At 62.6% G+C, this 25,096-nt stretch carries 22 protein-coding genes; 8 read left to right on the plus strand and 14 right to left on the minus strand.

What is annotated here, in order from left to right:
- Nucleotides 1–8: 8 nt before the first annotated feature.
- Both AB7828_RS22950 and AB7828_RS22955 read right to left on the minus strand, forming a co-directional pair.
- Nucleotides 9–734: a thermonuclease family protein gene (locus AB7828_RS22950; RefSeq protein WP_441232300.1), complete on the minus strand. Its 726-nt coding sequence runs from the start codon at nt 732–734 to the stop codon at nt 9–11.
- Nucleotides 735–848: 114 nt separating this feature from the next.
- Nucleotides 849–2,585, minus strand: coding sequence for a hypothetical protein (locus AB7828_RS22955; protein ID WP_441231238.1), 1,737 nt, complete (start codon nt 2,583–2,585; stop codon nt 849–851).
- A gap of 351 nt (nt 2,586–2,936) precedes the next feature.
- Here AB7828_RS22955 and AB7828_RS22960 point away from each other — a divergent pair, with 351 nt between their 5' ends.
- On the plus strand, nt 2,937–3,803 hold the full coding sequence (locus tag AB7828_RS22960; RefSeq protein WP_439065616.1) for a caspase family protein: 867 nt from the start codon (nt 2,937–2,939) through the stop codon (nt 3,801–3,803).
- A 15-nt stretch (nt 3,804–3,818) separates the two neighbouring features.
- Here AB7828_RS22960 and AB7828_RS22965 read toward each other — a convergent pair whose 3' ends face one another.
- The 5 genes from AB7828_RS22965 to AB7828_RS22985 all read right to left on the minus strand — a co-directional run bounded on the left by AB7828_RS22965 (nt 3,819) and on the right by AB7828_RS22985 (nt 11,323).
- Complete coding sequence (locus AB7828_RS22965) at nt 3,819–4,724, minus strand: efflux RND transporter periplasmic adaptor subunit (RefSeq protein WP_441231239.1); 906 nt, start codon at nt 4,722–4,724, stop codon at nt 3,819–3,821.
- Between the two features lie 9 nt (nt 4,725–4,733).
- A complete protein-coding gene (locus AB7828_RS22970) occupies nt 4,734–7,844 on the minus strand; it encodes an efflux RND transporter permease subunit (protein ID WP_441231240.1) in 3,111 nt (1,036 codons plus the stop codon).
- Complete coding sequence (locus AB7828_RS22975; protein ID WP_439080021.1) at nt 7,844–8,707, minus strand: efflux RND transporter periplasmic adaptor subunit; 864 nt, start codon at nt 8,705–8,707, stop codon at nt 7,844–7,846. Before AB7828_RS22975 ends, AB7828_RS22970 begins: the two co-directional genes overlap by 1 nt.
- A 229-nt stretch (nt 8,708–8,936) precedes the next feature.
- Nucleotides 8,937–9,593, minus strand: a complete 657-nt coding sequence (locus AB7828_RS22980; protein WP_068737975.1) for an OmpA family protein — start codon at nt 9,591–9,593, stop codon at nt 8,937–8,939.
- A 239-nt stretch (nt 9,594–9,832) separates the two neighbouring features.
- Nucleotides 9,833–11,323 carry a caspase family protein gene (locus tag AB7828_RS22985; RefSeq protein ID WP_184512907.1) on the minus strand — a complete coding sequence of 497 codons (1,491 nt, stop codon included), beginning with the start codon at nt 11,321–11,323 and terminating at the stop codon, nt 9,833–9,835.
- Nucleotides 11,324–11,590: 267 nt separating this feature from the next.
- Between AB7828_RS22985 and AB7828_RS22990 the strand changes: the two genes are divergently transcribed.
- Nucleotides 11,591–12,403, plus strand: a complete 813-nt coding sequence (locus tag AB7828_RS22990; protein WP_441231241.1) for an N-acyl homoserine lactonase family protein — start codon at nt 11,591–11,593, stop codon at nt 12,401–12,403.
- A gap of 174 nt (nt 12,404–12,577) precedes the next feature.
- Here the strand turns inward: AB7828_RS22990 and AB7828_RS22995 are convergent, their stop codons facing one another.
- Entirely contained in the window at nt 12,578–13,051 is a 474-nt protein-coding gene (locus tag AB7828_RS22995; RefSeq protein WP_089266730.1) for a MarR family winged helix-turn-helix transcriptional regulator, read from the minus strand.
- A gap of 144 nt (nt 13,052–13,195) precedes the next feature.
- Here AB7828_RS22995 and AB7828_RS23000 point away from each other — a divergent pair, with 144 nt between their 5' ends.
- The 4 genes from AB7828_RS23000 (at nt 13,196) to hmgA (ending at nt 17,456) form a co-directional block, all read left to right on the plus strand.
- Complete coding sequence (locus AB7828_RS23000; RefSeq protein WP_441231242.1) at nt 13,196–14,809, plus strand: FAD-dependent oxidoreductase; 1,614 nt, start codon at nt 13,196–13,198, stop codon at nt 14,807–14,809.
- Complete coding sequence (locus AB7828_RS23005) at nt 14,806–15,012, plus strand: DUF2783 domain-containing protein (RefSeq protein WP_441231243.1); 207 nt, start codon at nt 14,806–14,808, stop codon at nt 15,010–15,012. Before AB7828_RS23000 ends, AB7828_RS23005 begins: the two co-directional genes overlap by 4 nt.
- A 33-nt stretch (nt 15,013–15,045) precedes the next feature.
- Nucleotides 15,046–15,996, plus strand: coding sequence for an MBL fold metallo-hydrolase (locus AB7828_RS23010; RefSeq protein ID WP_441231244.1), 951 nt, complete (start codon nt 15,046–15,048; stop codon nt 15,994–15,996).
- Between the two features lie 113 nt (nt 15,997–16,109).
- Nucleotides 16,110–17,456, plus strand: a complete 1,347-nt coding sequence (gene hmgA, locus AB7828_RS23015) for a homogentisate 1,2-dioxygenase (protein WP_441231245.1) — start codon at nt 16,110–16,112, stop codon at nt 17,454–17,456.
- A gap of 10 nt (nt 17,457–17,466) precedes the next feature.
- On the opposite strand, the gene AB7828_RS23020 is transcribed toward hmgA, so the two are convergent.
- Both AB7828_RS23020 and AB7828_RS23025 read right to left on the minus strand, forming a co-directional pair.
- On the minus strand, nt 17,467–17,778 hold the full coding sequence (locus AB7828_RS23020) for a DUF1272 domain-containing protein (protein WP_441231246.1): 312 nt from the start codon (nt 17,776–17,778) through the stop codon (nt 17,467–17,469).
- Nucleotides 17,779–17,855: 77 nt separating this feature from the next.
- Nucleotides 17,856–18,323, minus strand: coding sequence for an Lrp/AsnC family transcriptional regulator (locus tag AB7828_RS23025; protein ID WP_441231247.1), 468 nt, complete (start codon nt 18,321–18,323; stop codon nt 17,856–17,858).
- Nucleotides 18,324–18,456: 133 nt separating this feature from the next.
- On the opposite strand from AB7828_RS23025, the gene hppD reads away from it, so the two are divergent.
- Nucleotides 18,457–19,581, plus strand: coding sequence for a 4-hydroxyphenylpyruvate dioxygenase (gene hppD / locus AB7828_RS23030; RefSeq protein ID WP_441231248.1), 1,125 nt, complete (start codon nt 18,457–18,459; stop codon nt 19,579–19,581).
- A 177-nt stretch (nt 19,582–19,758) separates the two neighbouring features.
- Here the strand turns inward: hppD and AB7828_RS23035 are convergent, their stop codons facing one another.
- Nucleotides 19,759–20,868, minus strand: coding sequence for a CaiB/BaiF CoA transferase family protein (locus AB7828_RS23035; RefSeq protein ID WP_441231249.1), 1,110 nt, complete (start codon nt 20,866–20,868; stop codon nt 19,759–19,761).
- Nucleotides 20,869–20,879: 11 nt separating this feature from the next.
- Here AB7828_RS23035 and AB7828_RS23040 point away from each other — a divergent pair, with 11 nt between their 5' ends.
- Nucleotides 20,880–21,056 carry a hypothetical protein gene (locus tag AB7828_RS23040; protein ID WP_441231250.1) on the plus strand — a complete coding sequence of 59 codons (177 nt, stop codon included), beginning with the start codon at nt 20,880–20,882 and terminating at the stop codon, nt 21,054–21,056.
- 7 nt (nt 21,057–21,063) lie between these two features.
- Here the strand turns inward: AB7828_RS23040 and AB7828_RS23045 are convergent, their stop codons facing one another.
- From AB7828_RS23045 to AB7828_RS23055, 3 genes are all read right to left on the minus strand, one after another.
- Nucleotides 21,064–21,864: an FAD binding domain-containing protein gene (locus tag AB7828_RS23045; protein ID WP_441231251.1), complete on the minus strand. Its 801-nt coding sequence runs from the start codon at nt 21,862–21,864 to the stop codon at nt 21,064–21,066.
- Nucleotides 21,865–21,938: 74 nt separating this feature from the next.
- Nucleotides 21,939–24,293 (minus strand): xanthine dehydrogenase family protein molybdopterin-binding subunit, encoded by a 2,355-nt coding sequence (locus tag AB7828_RS23050; RefSeq protein WP_441231252.1) that lies wholly within the window; start codon nt 24,291–24,293, stop codon nt 21,939–21,941.
- A gap of 88 nt (nt 24,294–24,381) precedes the next feature.
- On the minus strand, nt 24,382–24,867 hold the full coding sequence (locus tag AB7828_RS23055; protein ID WP_068737631.1) for a (2Fe-2S)-binding protein: 486 nt from the start codon (nt 24,865–24,867) through the stop codon (nt 24,382–24,384).
- Nucleotides 24,868–25,096 lie beyond the last annotated feature (229 nt).

Raw genomic sequence — 25,096 nt, forward strand, 5'->3', positions numbered from 1 at the left:
CCACGATGTCATCGTCGGGTCTCGCGGCAGCCGGCGGCTTCGGCCTCTTCTTTAGAGCAAAACCAGCGTGTTCCCTTGCTGATCCGCATGCTGATCTTGGCATACCAGCGGCTTTCGGGCGTGTGGTAGATGCAGACGCCGGCCCGGTTGACGTTGCCCTTGATCCGGCAAGTTGGAGACGGCGCCACGTGGCCGGATGCCGAGGCCAGCAAGATCGGCAAGGCATCCTCCGGAGGCTTGATCGAGCCGAGAATGGTGGTTTTCTTGTTGCGTACGCGCCAGTCCCAGGGCGCAAAGAAGGCGCCGGCCCAAAGTCCGGCCTTGGCCTCGCGTGCGGCCTTCTCGTCGGCATCATAGGCATGCGAGAAGCGCACATAGGAAAGCGCCCAGCCGCTCTTTACCATCCATTGGCTGATGTCTTCGCCGTCCACCTCGCATTTGGCGACCGAGCGACCGAAGCGATCGGTCCTTAGCACGTGGCAGGTCCAGCTCTTGTCGCCGACATGTTCAACAAGCGCTTCATGTGCCGCGACGCCGCAGGTCCAGCGCTCGCCGGCGGCATTCAGGCACAACTGATCGAGGCCGGGCGAGTCCATGCCGGCGAGCCGGATGCGGGTCGCGCCAATGGTCATCTGGTCGCCATCGCGAATCTTCGGCACCCCGGTCACGTCGGCGGCCTGTGCCAGTGCGGGAATGCAAAGTATCGCGATAAAAAGAGAGAAGGTGCGGAACATGCGCATCGAACCGTTTGATTGCAAAATCATGACGACAATCCGGAGACAGTGCGGGCATTTCGCCGCCCATGCCAGCGCGGTCGCTCCTTCATACCTTCAACTTCGCGCGATGACCTATGCCGCGTGGCCATTCATCATTCTCCGCCGCGCCAGCGCGAGACCCATCAGCACGAAGGCTGAGGTCACTTCGGGACCGCCGACGAGAATCCGTGTCGGCGTTTTCATCTTGTTCCATTCATAGGCCTTGAACGGACCCTTGCGGCCACCTTCGCCTGTTGCCGTGATGATGCAGCGCAGCGCAGGTGCGAAATGCGCGAGCTCACCGCCGAGATGTCCGAGCGCGATCAGTGCGAGTGCCGCATCGAAAGTATTCATCTCGCGCGCAATCAACTCATCCTGCACATAAGCGAGAACACGCAGGCGAATGAAGTCGAACGTGCCGTCGGTGTCTATGGCCTGTTGTGTTGCGGCTGGCAGCTCACGGAAGGCCGCATAGCAGCGGCCGAAATAGGCGCTGTAGAGCTCCGGCAGATAGTAGATGTGCGATTTCGGATCGGCGAAGGCGCCGGATGCCACAAGGCGGCGCTGGAAGCCGATGATCCGCTGCATCGTTTCCAGACGTGTCGGTGTTTCCATCACCTTCCAGCGGACGAGATTCCGGAACGAGACTTCGAGCACGTCGAGATTGAGTGTCGGATCGAGATCGTTGCCGTAGGGCCGCTCGCCCGCGAGATTGTCGATCCAGGTGACGATGGCGCCGTCATAGTCGATATGGTCGTTGAGCGGCACGGTGACCATCGGTTCGTTGCTGCCGTTGCCGACCTGATAACCGGCATAGAAGTCGAGCAGGGGTTGATCGAGGATCGGATCGGTCGAGCCGGCCTGTGTGGCGGCGGAGAACGAGCAGGCGGTGGTGTCACAGTCCGGCACATAGATGCCGAAGCCGAGGTCCTGCTTGATCTGCGCGAACAGCCGGCTGAAGCGCGGATGCGGCGGCGGTGCCAGCGCCGTGATGACGTTCACACTCGTTCCGTCATGCGAGCGGACTTCCTCGCGGCTGGTGACCAGGCAGAATTCAACCATCGCATCGATGGCGCGGTGCGAGGATGTCGTCTGGTCCGGCGACGGCAGTCCGGTTTCGCCGAAGCTGAGCAGCGCCTCGGTGAAGAACGCGTCGTAATAGGCAGAGCGATGCCGGATCTGCACCGGCTCCCACATGGGTTCGGCAATTCCGGTCCATGGCGGATTGATGAGTTTTCCGGCCGGTGAGCGTGCGATGAAGATGCGCGCGAGGGTGAACAGCAGCGTCGAATTCTTGTAGCCGCGCGAATTCAGGCCCGTCAGAGCCATCAGGAAATCGCGGCCATGCATGTCGGGATCGCCGATCAGGTTGAATGCCGCGTAGGTGGGGATGAAGCCGTTGCGGTCGAACGAGCGCAGCAGATGCGTGCCGCAGGCCTTGATGACATCGTCGATCTCGCCCAGCGACGGTGCCTGCGCTGACGCCGTCACCGGCTTCGGCTCTGGATGGCTCAATGCGACCGTGTCGAGCAGCTCGGCGATGGGCTGGCCGATGGCTTCCCAATCGGGGCTCGCGTCGTCGCGCGCCGCTCTCAGGGCCTGCTGTATGGCTTTGAACCGGGCGGGGTCACGCAACTCGGGCAGGCCGGCGCGACAGAGCAATGGACGGAGCGCAGGATTACCGAGCGCGGTTTTGTAGAACTTGACGATATGGGCGTCGCCGCCGGTGTGCTTGTGGAATAGGGGGTCGCAGAGGTCGTAAAGCGACGGGCCGACCTTGCTCGCTGTCAGCGCGCGGTATGCGGCGCCGGCAAAATAAGTCACACCCATGAGGTTTCTTTCAGTGCCGCCCCCTGCGCACGCTTCGAAAACCGCCCGCCGCTGCTGCGGCGCAATCGCCTCCCGACACTTGCAAGCCTTTGAAAACTTGCACGAATCGGTCGAGATTACAATTGCGTGAAGCGCAAGCCCGTTCAAGACCTTAGCCTGGTCAGTCAGTAACCCTGTCTTAAATCCCGGGCTTTACCGGTTGCCCGGGTGGGCTCGACGGGTTAACAACCAGTTTGCTGCGATGCCGCAAATTGAGCGCATTTAATACTCATTGGTTTGGCATCCCTTCAAACCTATTTCGACGTTCGCGCGACCCACGGTTGCGCCTGAACGATGAGCAGGAATGACGTTATGAACGTACGGCAGTTTCGCGTATCCCGTCGCTCGATCACTGTGGCCGCAGCTTTTGTCGGCTTGGTGTCGCTGGTGCTTGGCGCCAACGCCGCGCTGAACAAGCGCTCACTGGAAGCTGCACAGGCCGAGACGGTGACCGGGACGATTAATCCCGTGACGAAGGCGTCGCGCATCGCGCTGGTGATCGGCAACGGTCATTACCCCGACGCCGGCGCGCCGCTGAGCCAGCCGATCAATGATGCACGTGCCATGACGAGCGCACTTCGCCGCGACGGTTTCGACGTCGATGTGGTGGAAGACGCGACCCGCGATGACATGACCCGCGCTGTCGAGCGCCTGAAGGCCAAGATCAAACCTGAAACCGTCGTGATGCTGTATTTCGGTGGCTATGGCGTTCAGGTTGGCCGCCAGAGCTACATGATCCCGGTCGATGCTGCGATCTGGAAAGAGCGTGACATCCGTCGCGATGGCATGAGCGTCGAGTCCGTTCTCGATATCATGAAGGAGCAGGGTGCCCAGGCCAAACTGGTCGTGCTGGATGCATCCCGCCGCAATCCCTATGAGCGTCGCTTCCGCGGTTACTCCCGTGGTCTCGCGCCGATCGACGTGCCGGAGAATGCGCTGATCCTGACCTCGGCGACGCCAGGCAAGGTTGCCGACGATGTGGATGGTCAGAACAGCCTGCTCGCAACCGAATTGCTGAAGAACATGAAGGCCAAGCCGGCGAGTGCCGAGTCCGTCTTCACCAACACCCGCGTTGCGGTTACCCGCGCGACCGCCGGTGAGCAGGTTCCTGCCGTGTCGTCGTCGCTCGTTGAGGACATCCTGCTCGGCGATAGCGCAACGGCCAAAGCCGGCAGCTAAGCTTTCCCTTCGCGTTTACTTGTGAGCGTCTGCGCTGGCCATCACCGGACGAACCGGATCGCCTTCGCGTAACAAGGCGCCCGCCCGCGCGACAATCACATCGCCATCGCTCAAACCTTCGCGTACCTCCACGCGTCCGCCTGACATCAGCCCGATCTCGACGCGCCGCGTCTCGATGCGCTGCCGCCGGACCACCTGCACGACGGTCCCGCCGGCACTATAGAGAACGGCGGTCAGTGGCACTGCGACGCCGCAGCTTTCGCCAGTCTTGATGATGGCACGCGCGTAGGAATTGCTCATCAGCCGCCGGGCCGAGGTGATCGAGACCACGACCTGGCCGAGCTGGCTGTTGGGCTCCACGGTGGAGGCGACGCGTTTCACTTTACCGTCCAGCTCTCCAGCGCCGATCACCTTGACCTTGACCGGCTGATCGACTTTCAGCTTCGGCAGGTCGCGCGTCGGTACCTGGCCGATGAATTCGAACTCGCTCCGCGCGATGATGCTGAAAAGAGCCTCGCCCTTGGCCGATGCGAGTGATCCGACCACGGCGGACGAGGCGCTGACCAATCCTGCGACCGTGGCCTGAACTTGAAGCGATCCGCCTTCCGGTGGCGTCAGGCGTGCGAGGATCTGGCCCGCAGTGACGTTCTCACCGGCATCGACCATGACCTCTGCGACCTTGAGGCCCGGACGATCGGGACGGATCGAGACTTCCTCGCGCGGGATCAGGATGCCGGAGACTTCGACGGTCGCGGAGAAGCAGGACTTCGCGGCGGTCAGCACGGTCACTGCTGCACCCTTCGGGGCATCAGCAGGATCGTCGGCGGCCAGAGCCGGCTGGGTGAACACGCATAGCGACAGCGCGACCAGCAATCTGGCCCATGTGGTGGTTCGCTTGGAAGATGCGACGGACAGGGTCATTGCATTTGCCTATTTGTGCGGGACGGCGGGTGGTTGACCGTTTTGCGGGTCTTCCTCGCCGCTCGACACCAGCAGCTTGCGCCCGAAGCGCCATGCCAATTGTCCGACATCGTCCATCATCATGAACATCGCCGGCACGAACAGCAGCGACAGCGCCGTCGAGAAGATCAGCCCGCCAATGATAGCAAGCGCCATCGGCGAGCGGAACTCGCCGCCGGCGCCGAAGGCCAGCGCGGACGGCATCATGCCAGCGACCATGGCAACGGTGGTCATCACGATCGGCCGCGCGCGCTTCATGCCGGCGTCGATGATCGCGATCTCTCGCGGCTTGCCTTCGCGAATGGCTTCCACTGCAAATTCCACCAGCATGATGGCGTTCTTGGTGACGATGCCCATCAGCATCAGGATGCCGATCCAGACAGGCGTCGTCAGTTGCTTGCCTGTCAGGAGCAGCGCCAGGATCGCGCCGCCGATCGAGAGCGGCAGCGAGAACAGGATGGTGATCGGTTGCAGGAACGTGCCGAACAGCAGCACCAGCACGGCATAGACCATCATCAGGCCCGCCGAGATTGCGGTGGCGAAACCATCAGCGAGTTCGTTCAGGCTTTCGGCGTCGCCGGACTGCTTGACGCTGACATTCTTCGGCAGGCTCTTCATGACCGGCAGTTCGTAGATTTTCTTCAGGGCATCGCCGAGTGCGGCGGTGCCCACGAGATCCGCGGCCACGGTGGCCTGACGTTCCCTGTCGTAGCGGTTGATGCTGGTCGGTCCCTGATCGAGCTTGATGTCGGCAACGACGGAGAGCGGCACACCGCCGCGGCCGCCACCAAGTGGTACCCGCAATTGCTCGAGAATCTGGAAGTCTGCGCGTGCCGTGTCTTCGAGCTGCACGCGGATCGGCACCAGGCGATCGCCGGCATCGAATTTCGCCAGAGCGGGACCGACGTCGCCGATGGTGGCGACGCGGATGGTTTCCGACAGGCTCTCGGTGGAGACGCCGAGCCGTGCCGCCAGATCGGCGCGTGGCTGCACGCGCAGCTCAGGACGATCCAGCGAGGTTTCCGAGATCACATTGGAGATCAGCGGAATGCGCTTCATCTGCGTCGCCAGTTCGCTGGCGACATTGGCAACGATATTGCTGTCGGTGCCGGTCACCACCAGCGAGATGGCGCGCAGCCCGTTTTCGTCGAGGAACCAGTAGCGAATATCCGGAACGCTTTCGAGTTCCTTGCTGATATCGAGTTCGAGCAGGCGCTGTGTATGTGCGCTGTCGCGTTCGCTCTTTGGGGTGTAGTTGATGATCAGAGCTGCGCGCCGCACTTCGTAGGTGCCAGGCGGGACGTGACCGCCATCGACGAACACGCTCTTCACTTCAGGTCGCTTGCGGAGCCGTGCGACGATGTCTTCTGTGACTTTCTCGGTGTAAGCGAGCTGCGATCCTGGCGGCAATTCCATCGCCATGAGCGAACGCGCCGTGTCCTGGGCCGGCAGGAAGCCCTGCGGCAGCAGCTGGATGCTCCAGATCGACAGTGCGAAGACGGCGAGACCGAACAGAACCGTCACGTAGTAGCGCTTCACCGACAGGGTCACGAGCTTGTTATAGGCTTGCAGCAGGCGTCCCGGCGGTGGATCGTCGTGCTTGTGATCCTTGAGGAAGTAGGCTGCCAGCACAGGCGTGACAAAGCGCGCTGCCAATAGTGAAAAGAATACCTGCACCGAGACGGTGATGCCGAACTGCTTGAAGAATTGTCCGGCGATGCCCGACATGAAGCTCGCCGGCGCAAAGATCGCGATAATGGTCAGGCTGATGGCGATCACGGCGAGGCCGATTTCGTCGGCCGCTTCCAGCGCGGCGCGATAAGGCGACTTGCCCATCCGCATATGCCGCACGATGTTTTCGATCTCGACGATGGCGTCGTCGACGAGAATGCCTGTCGACAGCGTGATGGCGAGGAAGCTCACGAGGTTGAGCGAGAAGCCGAGCAGGTCCATCGCCCAGAAGGCGGGGAAGATCGACAGCGGCAGCGAGATCGCCGCAATAACCGTGGCCCGCAGATCGCGCAGGAAGAAGAACACCACGATGACGGCAAGCGCCGCGCCCTCGAATAGGGTCGAGATCGCGGCTTCGTAATTGCCCTTGGTGAAGTCGACCGACGTATCGATCAGTTTCAGATCGACGTCGGGATAGGACGCCTTCAGCGCATCGATGCGCTTCTGCACGGCCGCCGCGACCACCACGTCGCTGGCGCCCTTGGATCGCTTGATGCCCAGCGCCACCACCGGTTCGCCGTTGAAGCGCGCAAAGGTACGGCGGTCGGCGATGGTGTCGGTGACCGTCCCGAGATCTTCGAGCCGCACTTCGCCGCCGGAGGGCAGGCTGATCATGGTGCCGGCGAGTTCATTCAGCGTCTTGGCGCCGGCCAGTGTCCGGATCGCCTGATCGTTCTTGCCGATTTCGGCGCGGCCGCCGGCGAGGTCCACATTGGTGCCGCGCAGACGTCTGGAGACATCGACGGCGGTAAGGCCTGCGGCCTGCAAGCGATCAGGATCAAGCGAGACGAGGATTTCGCGCTCGACGCCGCCGATGCGCTCGACTTGGGCGACGTTGCGCACGCCCTGCAACGCGCGCTTGACCACGTCGTCGACGAACCACGACAGCTGCTCCGGCGTCTTGCCCGGCGATATCGCCGCATAGGTCACGATCGGCAGGCCGATGACGTCGACGCGCTGGATCAGTGGTTCATTGACATTCTGGGGGAGATTGGCGCGCACGCGCGTCACGGCGTCCTTGACGTCGTTCAGCGCGCGGTCGGTATTGGTTTCCAGCGCGAATTGCACCGTCGTGACCGACAGGCCGTCAGTGATCGACGACGAGATGTGGCGCACGCCTTCGACGCCGGAGACGCCGTCTTCGATGGTCTTGGTGACCTGCGCTTCAAGTTCCGCGGGGGCCGCGCCGAATTGCGAGACGGCGACCGAGATCACCGGAATGTCTGCGCTCGGTAGCCGCGTGATCGCCAGCTTGGTGAAGCTGATCCAGCCGAGTACCAGAAGAATGATCGAGAAGACGATGGACGGAAGCGGATGGCGGATCGACCATGCCGAGATATTCATTGCCATTAACGCACCCGCGATCGATCGAGGTCATCGGCGAACATGGTCTGGACCTTGTCGCCGTCATGAAGTGATGTGCCGGCATCGGCGACGACGATGTCGCCCACCTCGACGCCTTCAAGAATTTCTGTCGACGTATCGGACACCAGCCCGACTTTTACCCGTCGGGTCTCGATGGTGTTGCCCTTCACGAGCTGCACCATGAAGTGTTCGATCGCCGAGCGCGGGATCGCGACGCCGCAGCTGCGCTTGGCGTCGATGCTGGCGCGGGCGAAGACACCGACCTTGAGCGACGGATTGCTGGCCAGCGACAGCCGGACATGGCCGAGCTGTGTCACGCGGTCGATCTGTGGCGACACCAGCCGCACCTTGCCGAAAATATCGGGCTGATCGTCGCGGCTGATCCGCGCCGTGACGCCGGGGTTGAGTTTGAGGATATGGATGCTCGGCACTTCTGCATCGAGCTCGAGTTCGTTGTTGATGGCGATCCTGAACATCGGCCCGGCCTGCGGCGAGGCCGGTGCGCCGACGATGGTGTTCACGGAGGTAATCAGACCTGCCGCGGGGGCGCGCAGCGTCACAGGATTCGGGCGTGCATTGCCTGCTGTCGGCGGCGGTATCAGCCGGGCCAGTTCCTGGTTCTCGGTGACGGTGTCGCCTTCGCGGACCAGCACTTCGGAAACCTTCGAACCTTCGGTATCCACGCCGACAACGGCCTCGCGGCGCGGAACCACGAAGCCAGTGACCCGCACGAGATCCGAGAAGCAGGCATTGGTGGCCTTGGCGACGATCACCATGGCGCCATTCGGCGAAGCGGAGCCGGCGGGTGCGGGTTCAGCGGCGAAGCCGATAGAGGTGGTTGCGACCATCGTGGCCGCCAGCGACAGACATGCGAGAGAGGGGGAGAAGCAGGCAAAAGCCTTCATTGCGAGATCGATCCACTTGGTATTACGGAGCACCAGGGGCATTCGATCGGTGCGGCGGCAGGTCGGGGCAATCTATACAGGATATCCGCGATCACCACAGCAAACAGCGTCCCGCGTGGCGCGGAACGCTGTGGTGCGGCAATCCGCAGCAAGCTCAGAGGTACCACCGAGCCTATTGGGATGCGGTGGTCTTGTTCGCCATATTCACCACCTGAACGCGGCGGTTCGACGGATCGGTCGGCGCAACGCCGGCCTTCGGCTTGCCCTTGCCATAGCCGACGGTGACGAGGTCGGCGCCGGCGATGCCGTATTTGTCCGTCAGATAGCGCTTGATGGCGTCGGCGCGGCGCTCGGACAGGTCCTGGTTATATTCTTCGCCGCCGACCGCGTCGGTATGGCCGGCGACCACGAAGGTCGCGCCCTTGAGGTCTTCGCTGCTCAGCGCCTTGCCGAGGGCCTGCACCGAGGACAGCGACTTCTTGCTGATATTCGCCGAATTGTAGTCGAAGGTAATTTCCAGATCGATGGCCGGCTTGGTCTGGGCGACGGCGGCGATCTGCTCGCGCTCGCCGATCGACAGCGACCGCGTGCTGCGATTGCGAAGGGAATCGACGAACTTGCCTTCGGCGGCATTGACGGCCGGCTCGGCCGGCGGCGTCATCGACAGACCGCGGGTCAGCGGCTTCTTTGGTGCCAGCGCGCGCAGGATCTGGTCGGAGGTCACTTCCTCAGCCGCTGCGGCGATGCCTGCGGTCAGCGACAGGGCGACGCTGATCATGGCGATCGTGCGAAGTGCCTTGAAGCCGGGGCGTGCGGATGTGTTCGGCATGGGTGCATCCTTCATCTAGTCGCGCGAAACGCGCTTGAATCAAATCCAGCAAAATCTGGTGCCGGATCGCTTCAGGATGGCTTCCGGCTTGCCATCAATAGTGTCCGCTCGCGCGCCGCAGGTTCAAACCGGGCTTGCGACTTTCCTACGATTTTCTTGCGACTTTCCTGCGAAATCCTGGTGACCTCTGGGGATCATCGGCTGGCGTGCTATCGCGCGCTGTCCTATCGGACGCCGTTCTATCGAACGCCGTAGCTGGCAAATTCCTTGACGATGTCCGGGTCCATGGCCTTGGCATTGGTGATGTCGAGATCGCCTTCAGCCGTCTGGCCAAGGCGATGTTTGGCGAGGCCGCGGCCATAGAGCGATGAGGTCAGCTGCGGATTGATCTTCAGCGCAGCGTCGAAATCCGCAATCGCGTTCTTGCTCTGGCCGTTCTTGAGGTTGACCAGGCCGCGGCTGTCCAGCGCATCGACAAAATTCGGGCGCAGGCGCAGCGCTTCATTGCAGTCCTTGAGCGCGGCGGCGAGGTCACCGGTCACGGTGCGCGCCCAGCAACGGTTGTTGTAGGCCTCGACATCCTTGGGATTCAGTTTGATCGTGGCGTCGAAATCCTTGATCGCAGCGGAATAGGCGCCTTTGCTGGCATAGACCTGGCCACGGCGATACAGCGCGCCGGCGTCTTCCGGATTATCGGTCAGCTTGACATTTAGCGATTTGACGGTCGGATCCTCTGCCAGTGCCAGCAGGATCTTGTTTTCGTCACGGGGCGCTTCAGCGGCGGGGGCAGGAGTCGGTGCCGCGGCCGGCGCAGGCGCTGCTGCTGGAGCGGCCGGCGTGGGTGCAGCAGGCGCTGGGGCGACAGGTGCGGCGACGACTTCCGGCTTGGCCACAGCAGAGGGGCGCGGTGTCGCGGTCGGCGCTGGATCGGCCGGTTTGGCTTCCGCCACAGCGGCCGATGCCGGGCGCGTTCCCGCTATGAAAGAGAAATCCTCCGCCAGCGACGAGGAAATCCACGGCACCTGCTCGCTGCGCGACGCGCGGGTGACGTTGACACGGGTTCGGTTCAGCGTCTGCTCGGCGGTGAGATCGGGAACCCGGATTTCCTTGAGTAGCTCACTGACGAACAACCCGTGATCGCCGCCGCCATCGCTGACCACGGAGCTGAGTGCCGCCGAATACATCACCAGCGTGCCGCTCGGTGCGATCACCGGAGCGAGTCCGGCGGAGAAGCTGCGGAACCGGCGTTCGAACGGATTGCGACGAGATGCGTCCAAAAGCGCGATCTTGACGCCGGCGCCGCGGCCGTTGATCTCGCCCAGCACGGTCTCAAGGCTGAAGCCGTCGCGGCGCACGTCGGGCTCGGTCCAGATCTGGGCATCGACCGGGATCATGTAACTCTGCCGCGCGGACTGGATGCCGAAGCCGCTGAAGAACACCAGGGCGACCGAGCCGGGCTTCACCTTGCCGTAGAATTTGTCGAGCGCCCGGCGCATGCCGTCGCCGCCGAGATTTTCCCCGGTATCGACCTCAAATCCGTCACGCTTCAATTCGGCAGCGACGTCGCGGGCGTCGTTGATAGGCTCCTTGAGCGGAGCTTCGGCGTCCGGATATTTCGCATTGCCGATCACCAGTGCGATCCGGTGGGTCCGATCTTCCGCGGCGGAGGTCTGCCAGATGGGCGTGGCGGCAAACGTCAGGAGAGCGATCAGAGCAATGCGCATTTTCATAATGAAACCGGTCCACACTTGAGGGCGCTGTCCAAGCTGCGGCTTGCGCCGCAAGCGACACTAATCCACGCCATTCGCATTATCAAACCGGCGTGATCGCGGCTGTCAACGTGCTGTGTGGGCGCCAGCTATCGCATCAATTCACCACGCGTCTGGCGTTGTCGTACAGTCCTGGTTCCCGGTCATTCCGGTGGCTGGAACGGTTTGACCTTTCCCGGCAGCAATGGCTTGTTGCGCATAACAACGATCGGGAATGGGACGGGACGAATGAGCGTGACTTACGAAATCTATGCGATCCGCTATGCCACGATGACGCCGCGGACGCCGCAGATGAATTATCTCGCACCCGATCCCCATGAGACCGCAGCGGCCGATCTAGATTATTTCGTCTGGCTGATCCGCGGCGGTGGCCGCGACATTCTTGTCGATACCGGCTTCAACGAAGCCGCCTCGAAGGAGCGCAGCCGCAAGCTCACGATCAATCCCATCGACGCGCTGGCCGATTTCGGCGCTCGCGCGGCGGACATCCGCGACGTCATTGTCACGCATCTGCATTACGATCATGCCGGCAATCTCGATCGCCTCCCCAATGCCAGGTTCCATCTGCAGGACCGCGAGATGAGCTACGCGACGGGCCGCTGCATGTGCAACGGGCTGCTGCGGCATCCGTTCTCGGCGGAAGACGTCACGCTGATGGTGCGACACGTGTTCAATGAGCGCGTCACGTTCCACAATGGCGATGGCGAGGTTGCTCCGGGCGTCACGCTGCACCGCGTTGGTGGCCATTCCGATGGTTTGCAGATCGTGCGCGTGCAGACCGCGCGGGGCCCCGTTGTGCTGGCATCGGATGCCTCGCATTATTACGGCAATATGCAGCGCCGCAGCCCGTTTCCGATTGTCTACAATATCGGTGACATGTGCGACGGCTGGACCACCTGCGAGCGCCTTGCCGGCCACCCCGATCGCATCATTCCCGGCCATGATCCGCTGGTACGTGAGCTCTATCCGCGCGTCGAGGGCAGCAAGGCCGATGCCTATGCGCTGCACGAGATGCCGTCGCGCTCTTTCGTAACAGGTTAGCTTCTGACCTCTCCCCGCTTGCGGGGAGAGGTCGTTTTCCGCATGCGAAGCATGTGGAAAACGGGTGAGGGGGAGCCAACGAGTGAAGCACTGGCTCCCCCTCACCCGTCGCGACAGGCTTCGCCTGCCGCGCCACCCTCTCCCCGCAAGCGGGGCGAGGGAAGAACGCGCGCCTTAGTAGGCGCCGGCCTTTTGCCCATGCCGCGTCTGCACGAGGTCGAGGCTACGCTCGATCTTGCCGAGTGCAGCGGCGAAGTCCTTGCGCTCCTGCGCCGTCAGGCATGACAGGATGTCGCGCTCTTTGCTGAGCAGGCGCGGGATCAGTTCTTCATAGAGCGCTGTGCCTTTCGCGGAGAGACGCAGTTCGAAGGCGCGGCGGTCGTCTTCGTTTTCGACCCGTTCGATGAGTTCGCGGTCCAGCAGGGCCGTCACCGCCCGGCTGATGGTGGATTTGTGGGTGCGTGTGCATTGCGAAATGAACTGCGCGCTGCAGGCATCGTCGCGAAAGCCCAGCGTGGCAATGACGCGCCATTCCGGAATGTCGAGCCCGTAGCGCACCTGATATTCATCGGACAGTGCGGCGCTGACCTCCGCCGCCAGCCGGTTGAGCCGGAACGGAACGAACTGAAACAGGTCGAATTTTGCCACGGAGCCACCAATTCTGCTGTTGACGCCGCCACGGGTCCGGCGTTTAGATGGTTGCAAATGAGACTATCTTAGAGGGAGTGCGATCCGTTGGCCAGACCAGCGTTGATCCGAAAATGCATCCGGTTGCAGGGCAGGGGCTGAGCCATGGCGCAGCATGTCCGCCAGTTTGCCTATCGCCGCCATGCCGATCAGGTGCGGTCAGCCGCCGCTGCGGCGCATCATCCCGTGGTGATTGTTGGTGCTGGCCCTGTCGGCCTGTCACTGGCCATCGATCTGGCGCAGCGGGGCCAGCGCGTGGTGCTGCTCGACGACGCCGATCGCATCGGCGACGGCTCGCGCGCCATCTGTTTCTCCAAACGCTCGCTCGAATATTGGGACCGTCTCGGTGCCGCCGATCGCATGATCGACAAGGGCGTGGTGTGGAAGGTCGGCAAGATCTTTCTCGGACCGGACATGCTCTACCAGTTCGATCTGCTGCCCGAGACCGGCCACAAGATGCCGGCCTTCATCAACCTGCAGCAATATTACGCCGAGTCCTTTCTGGTCGATCGCGTGCACCAGTTGCCGGAGATCGATCTGCGCTGGCGCAACAAGGTTATCGCGCTGGCTCAGCACAACGATCACGCCGAACTCACCGTCGAGACGCCCGACGGGCCTTACACGCTACGCGCGGATTACGTCGTCGCCTGCGATGGCGCGCGGTCAGGGCTGCGCGGCATGGTCGGCGCGGATTTTTCGGGCGAGGTGTTCGAGGATCAGTTCCTGATCGCTGACGTCAAGATGACCGCGGAATTTCCGACCGAGCGTTGGTTCTGGTTCGATCCGCCGTTCCATTCGGGCCAGTCCGCACTGCTGCATCGTCAGCCCGACGATGTCTGGCGTATCGATCTGCAGCTCGGGCCAGATGCAGACCCCGCCGAGGAGCGGCGGCCGGAGAAAGTGCGTCCGCGCATCGCGCGTATGCTCGGCCACGACGATTTCGATTTCGAGTGGATCTCGGTCTACAAGTTCCAGTGCCGCCGCATGCAGCGCTTCCTGCATGAGCGCGTGATCTTTGCCGGTGACGCTGCGCATCAGGTGTCGCCTTTCGGCGCGCGGGGCGCCAATTCCGGCCTCGAAGACGCCGAGAATATCGCCTGGAAGCTCGCACTGGTGCTGGCCGGCAATGCGCCGGCGTCGCTGCTGGCGAGCTATGACGCCGAGCGGGGTCCGGCCGCGGACGAGAATATCCGTGCCTCGACCCATGCGACGGATTTCATCGCCCCGCATTCGAAGCAGGAGCAGCGCATGCGGCAAGCCGTGTTGTCACTTGCCCGGGAGGCCGATTTCGCCAAGCGGATGATCAATGGCGGCCGGCTGTCCGTGCCGTCGGTCTATCAGACGCCGCTGTCGACCGCCGATAGCGACGACTGGTCTGTCGGTCTGCAACCGGGCGCGCATATGCCGGACGCGCCGCTCGCGACTGATGACGGCGCGCATGTGTTTCTCTCAGAATGTTTCGCCGGAGCCGGCCGCGGCTTCACCGTGCTGCAGTCGGATGGTCAGGCGATCGAACTGCCCGAGGGCGTGGCGCGTCTGGTCGTCGGCGATGATGCGGCGCTGCGCGACGAGACCGGGCTGTTCAAGGCGCGTTATGGCGCCGACCCGGGTGTTGCCTATCTGCTGCGCCCCGATGGTTATGTCGCCGCGCGTTTCCGGCATCCGACGCCGCAGGCGATCAAGGCCGCGGTCGCGCGTGCCTCCGGGAGGCCGTCATGACGGCACTATCGACGACGTCCAATTTCGCCAGTCCCGACGACGCCTATCGTGCGATTGTCGAGGCGCATCGCGGATTGACCGACGATCAAAGCGCGGCGCTCGATACGGCGCTGGTGCTGATCCTCGCCAATCATATCGGCGATGCCGGCGTGCTCGGCGATGCGATTGCGCTGGCGAAGCGGCGGCTGCCTGTCGCCACATGAACTGACTGACGTAAAGATCAAAGGAATAGAGAGATGACCAAGGGTTTCGCATCCACCACCGACATGACCGAGAAGAAGGTCACCTTCTCGGAGATCGGCACCGATCTCTATGCCTTTACGGCCGAGGGCGATCCGAACTCGGCTGTCATCGTCGGCGATGACGGTTGCATCGTGTTCGACGCGCAGGCGACGCCGGCGATGGCCAACAAGGTGATCGAGCGGGTGCGAACCGTCACCGAAAAGCCGATCAAATATGTCGTGCTGTCGCATTATCATGCGGTGCGTGTGCTCGGCGCGTCCGCCTACAAGGCGCAGGGCGTCGTCGCGTCGCAGGAAACCTATCGGCTGGTGGAGGAGCGCGGCCAGCAGGACTGGGATTCCGAATTCGGCCGCTTCCCGCGCCTGTTCCAGGATGCCGAGAGCATTCCCGGCCTGACCTGGCCGACACTGACCTTCGAGGGCGAGATGTCGATCTTCCTCGGCAAGCGCGAGGTGCGCCTGATGCAGCTCGGCGCCGGTCATACGTCGGGCGATATCGTTGCCTGGGTGCCGGATGCCGAGGTGATGTTCTCTGGCGATCTCATCGAATATCATTCGGCCTGCTACTGCGGCGATGCGCTGCTGCGCGAATGGCCGTCGACGCTCAACGAGATTCGCGCGTTCAATCCGAAGGCCATCGCGCCCGGTCGCGGTGATGCGTTGAAGGGACTGGAAACGACCCGCGAGGCGATCGCGATGACGCGTGATTTCGTGATGTCACTCTACGGCGCGGCGGAGCTGTCAGTCGCCAAGGGTCGCAGCCTGAAGGAAACCATGGCGGCGACCCGCGACGTCATGGACAAGAAGTTTTCGAGCTTTGCGATTTACGAGCACTGCCTGCCGTTCAATGTATCCCGCGCCTTCGATGAAGCCTCGGGGATCGACGACCCCGTGATCTGGACCGACAAGCGCGACCGCGAAATGTGGGCCGCGCTGCAAGGGTAACGTAGTAGATTCGTCATTGCGAGCGAAGCGAAGCAATCCAGAAGGCACAAAGGAAGACTGGATTGCTTCGTCGCAAGCGCTCCTCGCAATGACGGTAGGAAAAGGAGGATGAGATGAACATCACTGCCAATCCCGATCTGATCAGCCGCAACACCGTCAATGTCACGCCGGGCTATATGTCCGGTTTTGGCAATTCATTCGAGACGGAGGCGCTGCCCGGCGCGCTGCCCATCGGCCGCAACTCGCCGCAGCGGGCGGCCTATGGGCTCTATGCCGAACAGCTCTCGGGCTCGCCCTTCACCGCGCCACGCGGCACCAATGAGCGGTCCTGGCTGTATCGCATCCGCCCATCGGTGAAACATTCGGGCCGCTTCGAGAAGGCAGATAGCAAGCTGTGGCGCACCGCGCCGTGCCACGAGAACGATCTGCCGATCGCGCAATTGCGCTGGGATCCAGCGCCGATCCCGAAGGAGGATATGACCTTCCTGCAGGGCGTGCAGACCATGACCACGGCCGGCGACGCCAGCACCCAGGCCGGCATGGCGGCGCATGTCTATCTGATCACGAAGTCGATGGTCGATCAGCATTTCTACAATGCCGATGGCGAGATGATGTTCGTGCTGCAGCAGGGCAACTTGTTGTTCGTCACCGAATTCGGCCGCATCGATGCTGAGCCAGGCGAGATCGTGGTGATCCCACGCGGCGTCAAGTTCCGCGTCGAACTCACGGGCGGCGCGGCGCGCGGCTATCTCTGCGAGAATTATGGCGGCGCCTTCACGCTGCCCGAGCGCGGACCGATCGGCGCCAATTGCCTCGCCAATGCGCGTGACTTCCTGACGCCGGTGGCCGCTTATGAGGACAAGGACACGCCGACCGAGCTCTATGTGAAATGGGGCGGCTTGCTGTTTGTCACCACGCTGCCGCATTCGCCCATCGATGTCGTCGCCTGGCACGGCAACTACGCGCCGTATAAATACGACCTGCGGACTTTCTCGCCGGTGGGCGCCATCGGCTTCGATCATCCGGATCCGTCGATCTTCACGGTGCTGACCTCGCCATCGGAAACCGCCGGCACCGCGAATATCGATTTCGTGATCTTCCCAGAGCGCTGGGCGGTGGCGGAAAACACGTTCCGTCCGCCGTGGTATCACATGAACATCATGTCGGAATTCATGGGGCTCATTTACGGCGTCTATGACGCCAAGCCGCAGGGCTTCACGCCGGGCGGCATCAGCCTGCACAACATGATGCTGCCGCATGGGCCAGACCGCGAGGCTTTTGATCACGCCAGCAATGGCGAGTTGAAGCCCGTGAAGCTCACCGGCACCATGGCCTTCATGTTCGAGACCCGCTACCCGCAGCGCGTCACCGAACATGCCGCAACCACCGCCACGTTGCAGAGCGACTACGCCGATTGCTGGAAGGGTCTGGAGAAGCGCTTCGATCCGAATAAGCGCTAGGTGCGCGAGGTCATCGCTCCCAGGGCGGGACGTCCTTGATGCGCGCCGAGTGCGCCGCGATGTCCTCGCTACTCTTTGATAGATGCACGCGTTTGTCCGATGGCGGGCGCTTGGCGACCGACAGGCCGGGCCGCCATTCGGTGGCGGGGCGGATCGGTCGCGGCGTAAAACCCCCGCCGCAATTTGGGCAGACATTGAAGAGTTTGCTCTCCACGCAGTCCGCGCAGAACGTGCATTCAAAAGTGCAGATGAATGCATCGCGTGCCGCGGGCGGCAGGTCCTTGTCGCAATATTCGCAATTCGGCCGCAGCGCCAGTGCCATCGATGTTGTCCTCCCAATTGATTGCCGCGATCTTCGCAGATCGCGATGCTGGTGAGAACGTCGATTGTGCAGAGCTGTCAGCTCCTCAGCGGCAGTTTCGATGTTTCCTTCAACCGGTCGAGCACGATCGACGAGCGCACATGCGCCACGCTCTGATGCGGCATCAGCACATTGTTGACGAGGTCGGACAGTCCCTTGAGATCGCGCAGCACGGCCTTGAGCACGTAGTCGGCATCGCCGGTTAGCGAGTAAGCCTCCTGCACCTCGTCGACCCGCTGCACCAGCGTGCGGAACTTCTTGGCATTGTCCGGCGAGTGGGTGGCCAGTTGCACCTGGATGAAGGCGATGACGTTGAAGCCGAGAGCATCCGACGACAGGTCGGCGTGATAGCCGGAGATCACGTTCTCCTCTTCGAGCCGCATCCGGCGCCGCGAGCATTGCGAGGCGGACAGACCGACGGTATCGGCGAGCTGCTGGTTGGTCAGCCGGCCATCTTCCTGCAGGGCGGTCAGCATCTTGAGATCGAAGGCGTCTACCGGGATCATGCGTCAAAAGCCTCTTTCATGCGTGAACCGTGCATGAATATCGCATATTCCATCCGAATTTGCATGCACCTTGCGTCGCAAACGACCGACACTCCAGGCGAGCGATAATGCAAATCAGCTTCGGGAGATCACCATGGGTCCGTTTCCGCACGACGCGCCGGCCGCCACCATCTCGGCACATAATCCGATGGGCACCGACGGCTTTGAATTCGTCGAATACGCGCATCCGAGGCCCGAAGAACTCCACGCGCTGTTCAGGCTGATGGGCTACGTGCCCGTCGCGAAGCACAAGACCAGGAAGATCACGGTCTATCGTCAGGGGGACATCAACTATCTCGTCAACGAAGAGCCCGGAACTCACGGCTTCAATTTCGTCGCCGCGCACGGCCCCTGCGCGCCGTCAATGGCGTTCCGAGTCGTCGATGCGCAGGCGGCCTATGACCGCGCGATCTTGCTCGGTGCCGAGCCGGCGGATGTGATCGCAGCGCAGAAGACGGTCGACGTGCCGGCCATCAAGGGCATCGGCGGCAGCCTATTGTACTTCGTCGATCGCTATGGCGCCAAGGGCTCGGCCTATGACCATGAATTCGCATGGCTGGGCGCCAAGAATCCGCGTCCTGAGGGCGCCGGCCTGTTCTATCTCGATCACCTCACCCACAACGTCCATCGCGGCCGCATGGATGTCTGGACCGGCTTCTACGAGAGACTGTTCAATTTCCGTCAGATTCGCTTCTTCGACATCGAAGGCCGCGCTTCCGGCCTGTTCTCGCGTGCGCTGACCAGCCCTGACGGCAAGATCCGGATTCCGATCAACGAGGATGCCGGCGATGCCGGCCAGATCGAGGAATATCTCAACACCTATCACGGCGAGGGCATCCAGCACATCGCCTGCGGTGTGACGGATATCTACACGACCATCGAGAAGCTGCGCGCCGATGGCCTGCCCTTCATGCCGGCGCCGCCGCAGACCTATTTCGAGAAGATCGATGCGCGGCTGCCGAAGCATGGCGAGGACGTGCCGCGCCTGCAGAAGAACGGCATCCTGATCGACGGCGAGGGCGTGGTCGAAGGCGGCGAGACCAAGGTGCTGCTGCAGATCTTCTCGGCCAATGCGATCGGACCCATTTTCTTCGAATTCATCCAGCGCAAGGGCGATGACGGATTCGGCGAGGGCAACTTCAAGGCGCTGTTCGAGTCGATCGAAGAAGATCAGATCAGGCGCGGTGTGCTGCACGTCGGCGATAAGACGGCGGCGTAATCTTCTCCCTCCCCCAAGCAGCGCAGCTGCGCAGTGGGGAGGGTGGATCGACCGCGAAGCGGTCGAGACGGGTGGGGTGTTTCCCACACACCGACGTCACGTGGGGCACCCCCACCCGACCGGCCTTCGGCCGGCCACCCTCCCCACGCAAGCGCGGGGGAGGGATAAGAACAGGCGCTACGCGCCCTGCCACTCCCTCACCGCATCACCCAGCTCCACCTTCACCGCCGGCCGTGCTACTGATGGCGTGCGCGAGAACCGCGGTGCGGGTGCCGGCTGTGTCGCGCCTTCGTGCTGGATGAAGACTTCGCGTGCCACCATATGCGGATGTTTCGTGGCTTCCGACATGGTCAGCACCGGTGCGAAGCACACATCGGTGCCTTCCATGATTTTTGACCATTCATCGCGGCTCTTGGTCTTGAACACCGCGGTGAGCTTGTCCTTCACCGCGGCCCAATTCTTCGAGTCCATGTGATTGTCGTAGCAAGCCTCCGAAAGCCCGGCGAGTTCGCGCAGCTCGGCATAGAATTGCGGCTCGATGGAGCCGATCGAGATGAAGTTGCCGCAGCTGCATTCGTAGACGCCGTAGAAATGCGCGCCGCCATCGAGCATGTTGCTCTCGCGACTTTCCTTCCAGCGACCGGCCGCGGTCATGTCGAAGAACATGGTGATCAAGGATGCCGCGCCGTCGCACATGGCGGCGTCCACCACCTGCCCCTGGCCGGAGCGGCTGGCTTCCAGCATGGCGGCGAGCATGCCCATGACGAGATACATCGAGCCGCCGCCGAAATCGCCCACGAGATTCAATGGTGGCACGGGCTTGTCGGCGCCGCCGATCGCGGCGAGGGCCCCGGTGATCGAGATGTAATTGATGTCATGGCCGGCGGCCTGCGCCAGCGGGCCATGCTGGCCCCAGCCGGTCATGCGGCCATAGACCAGCTTCCTGTTGCGGCCGAGGACGACATCCGGCCCGAGGCCGAGGCGTTCCATCACGCCGGGCCGATAGCCTTCCACCAACGCATCGGCGCTATCCAGCAGCGACAGCACCTGTGCAATGGCGGCCTTGTCCTTGAGATCGACCTCGATGACCTTGCGGCCGCGTGACGCAGCGCCCTTCGGCATCTGCTTCGGCCGCACCAGCGTAATCACCTCGGCGCCCATATCGGCCAGCAGCATGCAGGCGAACGGACCGGGGCCGATGCCCGCGAACTCGACGATGCGTGTGCCTTTGAGCGGGCCGGTGGCTTTGGTCTGTGATCGCGACGACGCGATGGTGGTGTCCTGCACTTGTGTTTCCCATGCTTGATATAGGCCGTCGATGGCGACGGGCCGATTTGCCGGAAACTGTCTATGCTGGAGGTGACAAGGGCAAGAAGCTTTTGGCCGCAATCCTGCATGCGGCCATGCTGCGGCACTGCACAAAAATGCGCGCGATTTCTCGCGCGCATTTTGCTTCAGTAGGTTTTGCCGTTTGATGGAATGTCAGCCCGCCGCGTCCACCGCGCGCTGTGCCATCACCCTGATGAGATTGGCGCGATATTCCGCCGAGCCGTGGATGTCACCCATCAACCCATCCGCTGAGATCTTCACGCCGTCCAGCGCTCCTGCCGACCAGTTGGCTTTCAGTGCAGCCTCGATCGCCGGCACGCGCATCACGCCGCTCTGCGATGCGCCGGTGGCTGCGACGCGGACTTCGCCGGACTTTGTCTGGGCGACGAACACCGCGGTGAGTGCGAAACGCGACGCCGGATGGCGCATCTTGGCGTAGCCGGCCTTGGCCGGAATGGGGAACGACACGGAAGTGATGATCTCGTCCTCTTCCAGCGCGGTCGAGAACAGGCCCTGGAAGAAATCGTCGCCTTTGATCTCGCGTTTGTTGGTCTTGATGGTGGCATTCAGCGCCAGCACGGCGGCGGGATAATCGGCGGCGGGATCGTTATTGGCAATCGAGCCGCCGATGGTGCCGCGATAGCGCACGGCAGGGTCGCCGAGCACCGACGTCAGATGCACGATGGCGGGAATTGCCTTCTTCGCCGCAGCGCTCCGCGTGATGTCGTAATAGGTCGTCGCCGCCTTGATGATCAGCGCGTCGGATGTTGCCTCGATGCCGATCAAGTCCTTGATCTTCGCGAGGTCGATGACATCCGAGGGTGCTGCAAGCCGCTGCTTCATCACGGGGATCAGCGTGTGGCCGCCGGCGAGATATTTGGCCTCGGGATGTTTAGCGAACAGGGCCGCTGCTTCGTCGATGCTGGCGGGGCGGTGATAAGTGGTCTCGTACATCGTATTGCTTCCTTATCTTTTAGTCGTGTTTTCTTGACGCGAACCGGCTTCCACTTCGCTTGAAAACACTCCGCTTATTCCGCGGCCTGCTGCAATTGCAGCGCTTCCCAGACACGGCCGGGCGTTGCCGGCATCTCGATCTTGTTGTGGCCGAGCGCGTCCGTAATGGCGTTGATCACCGCGGGTGACGAACCGATCGCGCCGGCCTCGCCGCAGCCTTTCACGCCGAGCGGATTGCCCGGGCACAGTGTCGTGGTGTGTGAGACCCGGAACGACGGCACGTCGTCGGCGCGCGGCATGGCGTAATCCATGAACGACGCCGTCACCGGCTGGCCGTTGTCGTCATAGATAGCGCTTTCGAGCATCGCCTGCCCGATGCCCTGGGCGAGGCCGCCATGGACCTGGCCTTCGACGATCATCGGGTTGATCAGCCGGCCGAAGTCATCGACGGCCACGAAGTCGACAATGTCAGTCTTGCCGGTGCCGGGATCGATCTCGACCTCGCAGATATAGGCGCCGGCCGGGAAGGTGAAGTTGGTGGGATCGTAGAACGCGCCTTCCTTCAGCCCGGGCTCCATGCCATCAGGCAGATTGTGTGCGGTATAGGCGGCGAGCGCGACCATCGGCAGCGCGATCGCCTTGTCGGTGCCGGCCACCTTGAACTCGCCATTCTCGATGACGATGTCGCCTTCGGAGGCCTCGAGCAGATGCGCGGCGATCTTCTTCGCCTTGGCTTCCACCTTCTCCATCGCCTTGAAGATCGCGGACATACCGACCGCCGCCGAGCGCGAGCCATAGGTGCCCATGCCGAACTGCACTTTATCAGTGTCGCCATGCACGATCTGCACCTGATCGACGGAGATACCGAGCCTGTCAGCGACCAGTTGCGCGAAGGTCGTCTCGTGACCCTGACCGTGGCTGTGCGATCCCGTCAGCACTTCGATGGTGCCGACCGGGTTGACGCGAACTTCCGCGGATTCCCAGAGGCCGACGCCGGCGCCGAGCGAGCCGACCGCCTTGGACGGCGCGATACCGCAGGCCTCGATGTAGCAGGAGAAGCCGAGGCCGCGCAGTTTGCCGGCGGCTTTCGCCTTGGCCTTCCGCGCCGGGAAGCCGGCATAATCGATCGCCTTCAGCGCTGCGTCGAGCGAGGCGCCGAAGTCGCCGATGTCATAGGCCATGATCACAGGCGTCTGATGCGGAAACTGGGTCACAAAGTTGAGGCGGCGCAGTTCGGCTGGATCGACCCTCAACTGCCGCGCCGATGTCTCCATCAGCCGCTCCACCAGATAGCTCGCTTCCGGGCGTCCGGCGCCGCGATAGGCATCGACCGGTGTGGTGTTGGTATAGACGCCCATCACTTCGGCATAGATGGTCGGGATATTGTACTGGCCCGACAGCAGCGTGGCGTAGAGATAGGTCGGCACCGAGGACGAGAACAGCGACATATAGGCGCCGAAATTGGCGTGGGTCTTCACCCGCAGGCCCAGGATCTTGTTGTTGGCATCGAACGCCATCTCGGCATGGGAGATGTGATCGCGGCCATGGGCGTCAGTGAGAAACGCTTCGGTGCGGTCACCGGTCCATTTCACCGGGCGACGCACTTTCTTGGAGGCCCAGAGTGCGACCATTTCCTCGGGATAGATGAAGATCTTCGACCCGAATCCGCCGCCGACATCGGGGGCGATCACGCGCAACTTGTGTTCCTGCGCAACATTGTAGAACGCCGACAGGACGAGCCGCGCTACATGCGGATTCTGCGATGTCGTATGGAGCGTGAAGTGCTCTTCTGCGTCGTCATATTCCGCGACGGCTGCGCGCGGCTCCATCGCATTCGGCACCAGCCGGTTATTGGTCAGGTCCAGCGAGATGACATTGGCGGCCTTGCTGAAGGCGTCGTTGGTCAGCTTCTCGTCGCCGATCGCCCAGTCATAGACCACATTGCCCGGAGCTTCCGGATGCAGTTGCGGTGCACCCGAGGCGAGCGCTGCGGTCATGCTGCTGACGGCAGGGAGTTCTTCATAAGTCACGACCACGGCCTCGGCCGCATCCTTCGCCTGATTCTTGGTCTCGGCGATCACCACGGCGACCGCCTGACCGACGAAGCGCACTGTGTCCGGCGCCATCGCCGGCCATGCGCCCATCTTCATCGGTGTGCCGTCCTTGGAGGACACCGCCCAGCCGCAGATCAGATTGCCGATCTTGTCGTCCACCAACTGCTGTGCGGTGAGCACATCGACCACACCCGGCATATCCTTCGCCGCGGAAGCATCGATGCCTTTGACCTTGGCATGGGCATGGGGGCTGCGGATGAAATGCGCGTGGGTGAGGCCGACGATCTTGACGTCGTCGACATAGCGGCCGCGGCCGGTGATGAATCGCTTGTCTTCCTTGCGCGCAACGCGTGCGCCGATGCCTTCAACGCCCATCTCATGGGTCTCCCTGCCGGAGTTTTTGATTGTCCGCGCTTTCCATCGAAAGGCGCGGTTGGCTCAGCTCAGATCAATGCGCCGCGGCTCATTCAGCCGCTTGCGCAACCTTCATGCGTCCGGCGGCGTCGAGCACCGATTTGACGATGTTGTGGTAGCCGGTGCAGCGGCAGATATTGCCTTCGAGCTCGTGGCGCACCGTCTCTTCATCGAGATCGCCCGCGTGGCGATTCACGATGTCGATCGCCGACATGATCATGCCCGGCGTGCAGTAGCCGCATTGCAGGCCGTGATTGTCGCGGAACGCCGCCTGCATCGGATGCAGCTGGTCGCCCTTGGCAATGCCTTCAATGGTGGTGACATTGGCGCCGTCGATCTGACCGACCAGCGTGGTGCAGGATTTCACGGCCTTGCCGTCGATATGCACGATGCAGGCGCCGCACTGGCTGGTATCGCAGCCCACATGGGTCCCGGTCAGGTTGAGATTTTCGCGGAGCAGGTGGACGAGAAGGGTTCTGTCTTCGACCGTGGCAGAGACAGATTTGCCATTGACCGTCAGTTTCACTGTGGACACGCAGACCTCCCGGTATTTTTTAATTATTCCAATTAGAAGCGCGGTCCGGAAAGTTTGCAACTGGGAATTTGGTGGGGTGGTTCTTCCCCTCTCCCCCAGCGCGGCGAAGCCGCGCGCCGCGGGAGAGGGTGGATCGACCGCGTAAGCGGTCGAGACGGGAGAGGGTGCCACGAGCACTGTGCGTTGCTGTTACCCCTCTCCCGCCTTCGCTTCGATCAGGCACCCTCTC

Source organism: Tardiphaga sp. 215_C5_N2_1 (genome assembly GCF_052076055.1).
Lineage (GTDB): Bacteria > Pseudomonadota > Alphaproteobacteria > Rhizobiales > Xanthobacteraceae > Tardiphaga > Tardiphaga robiniae.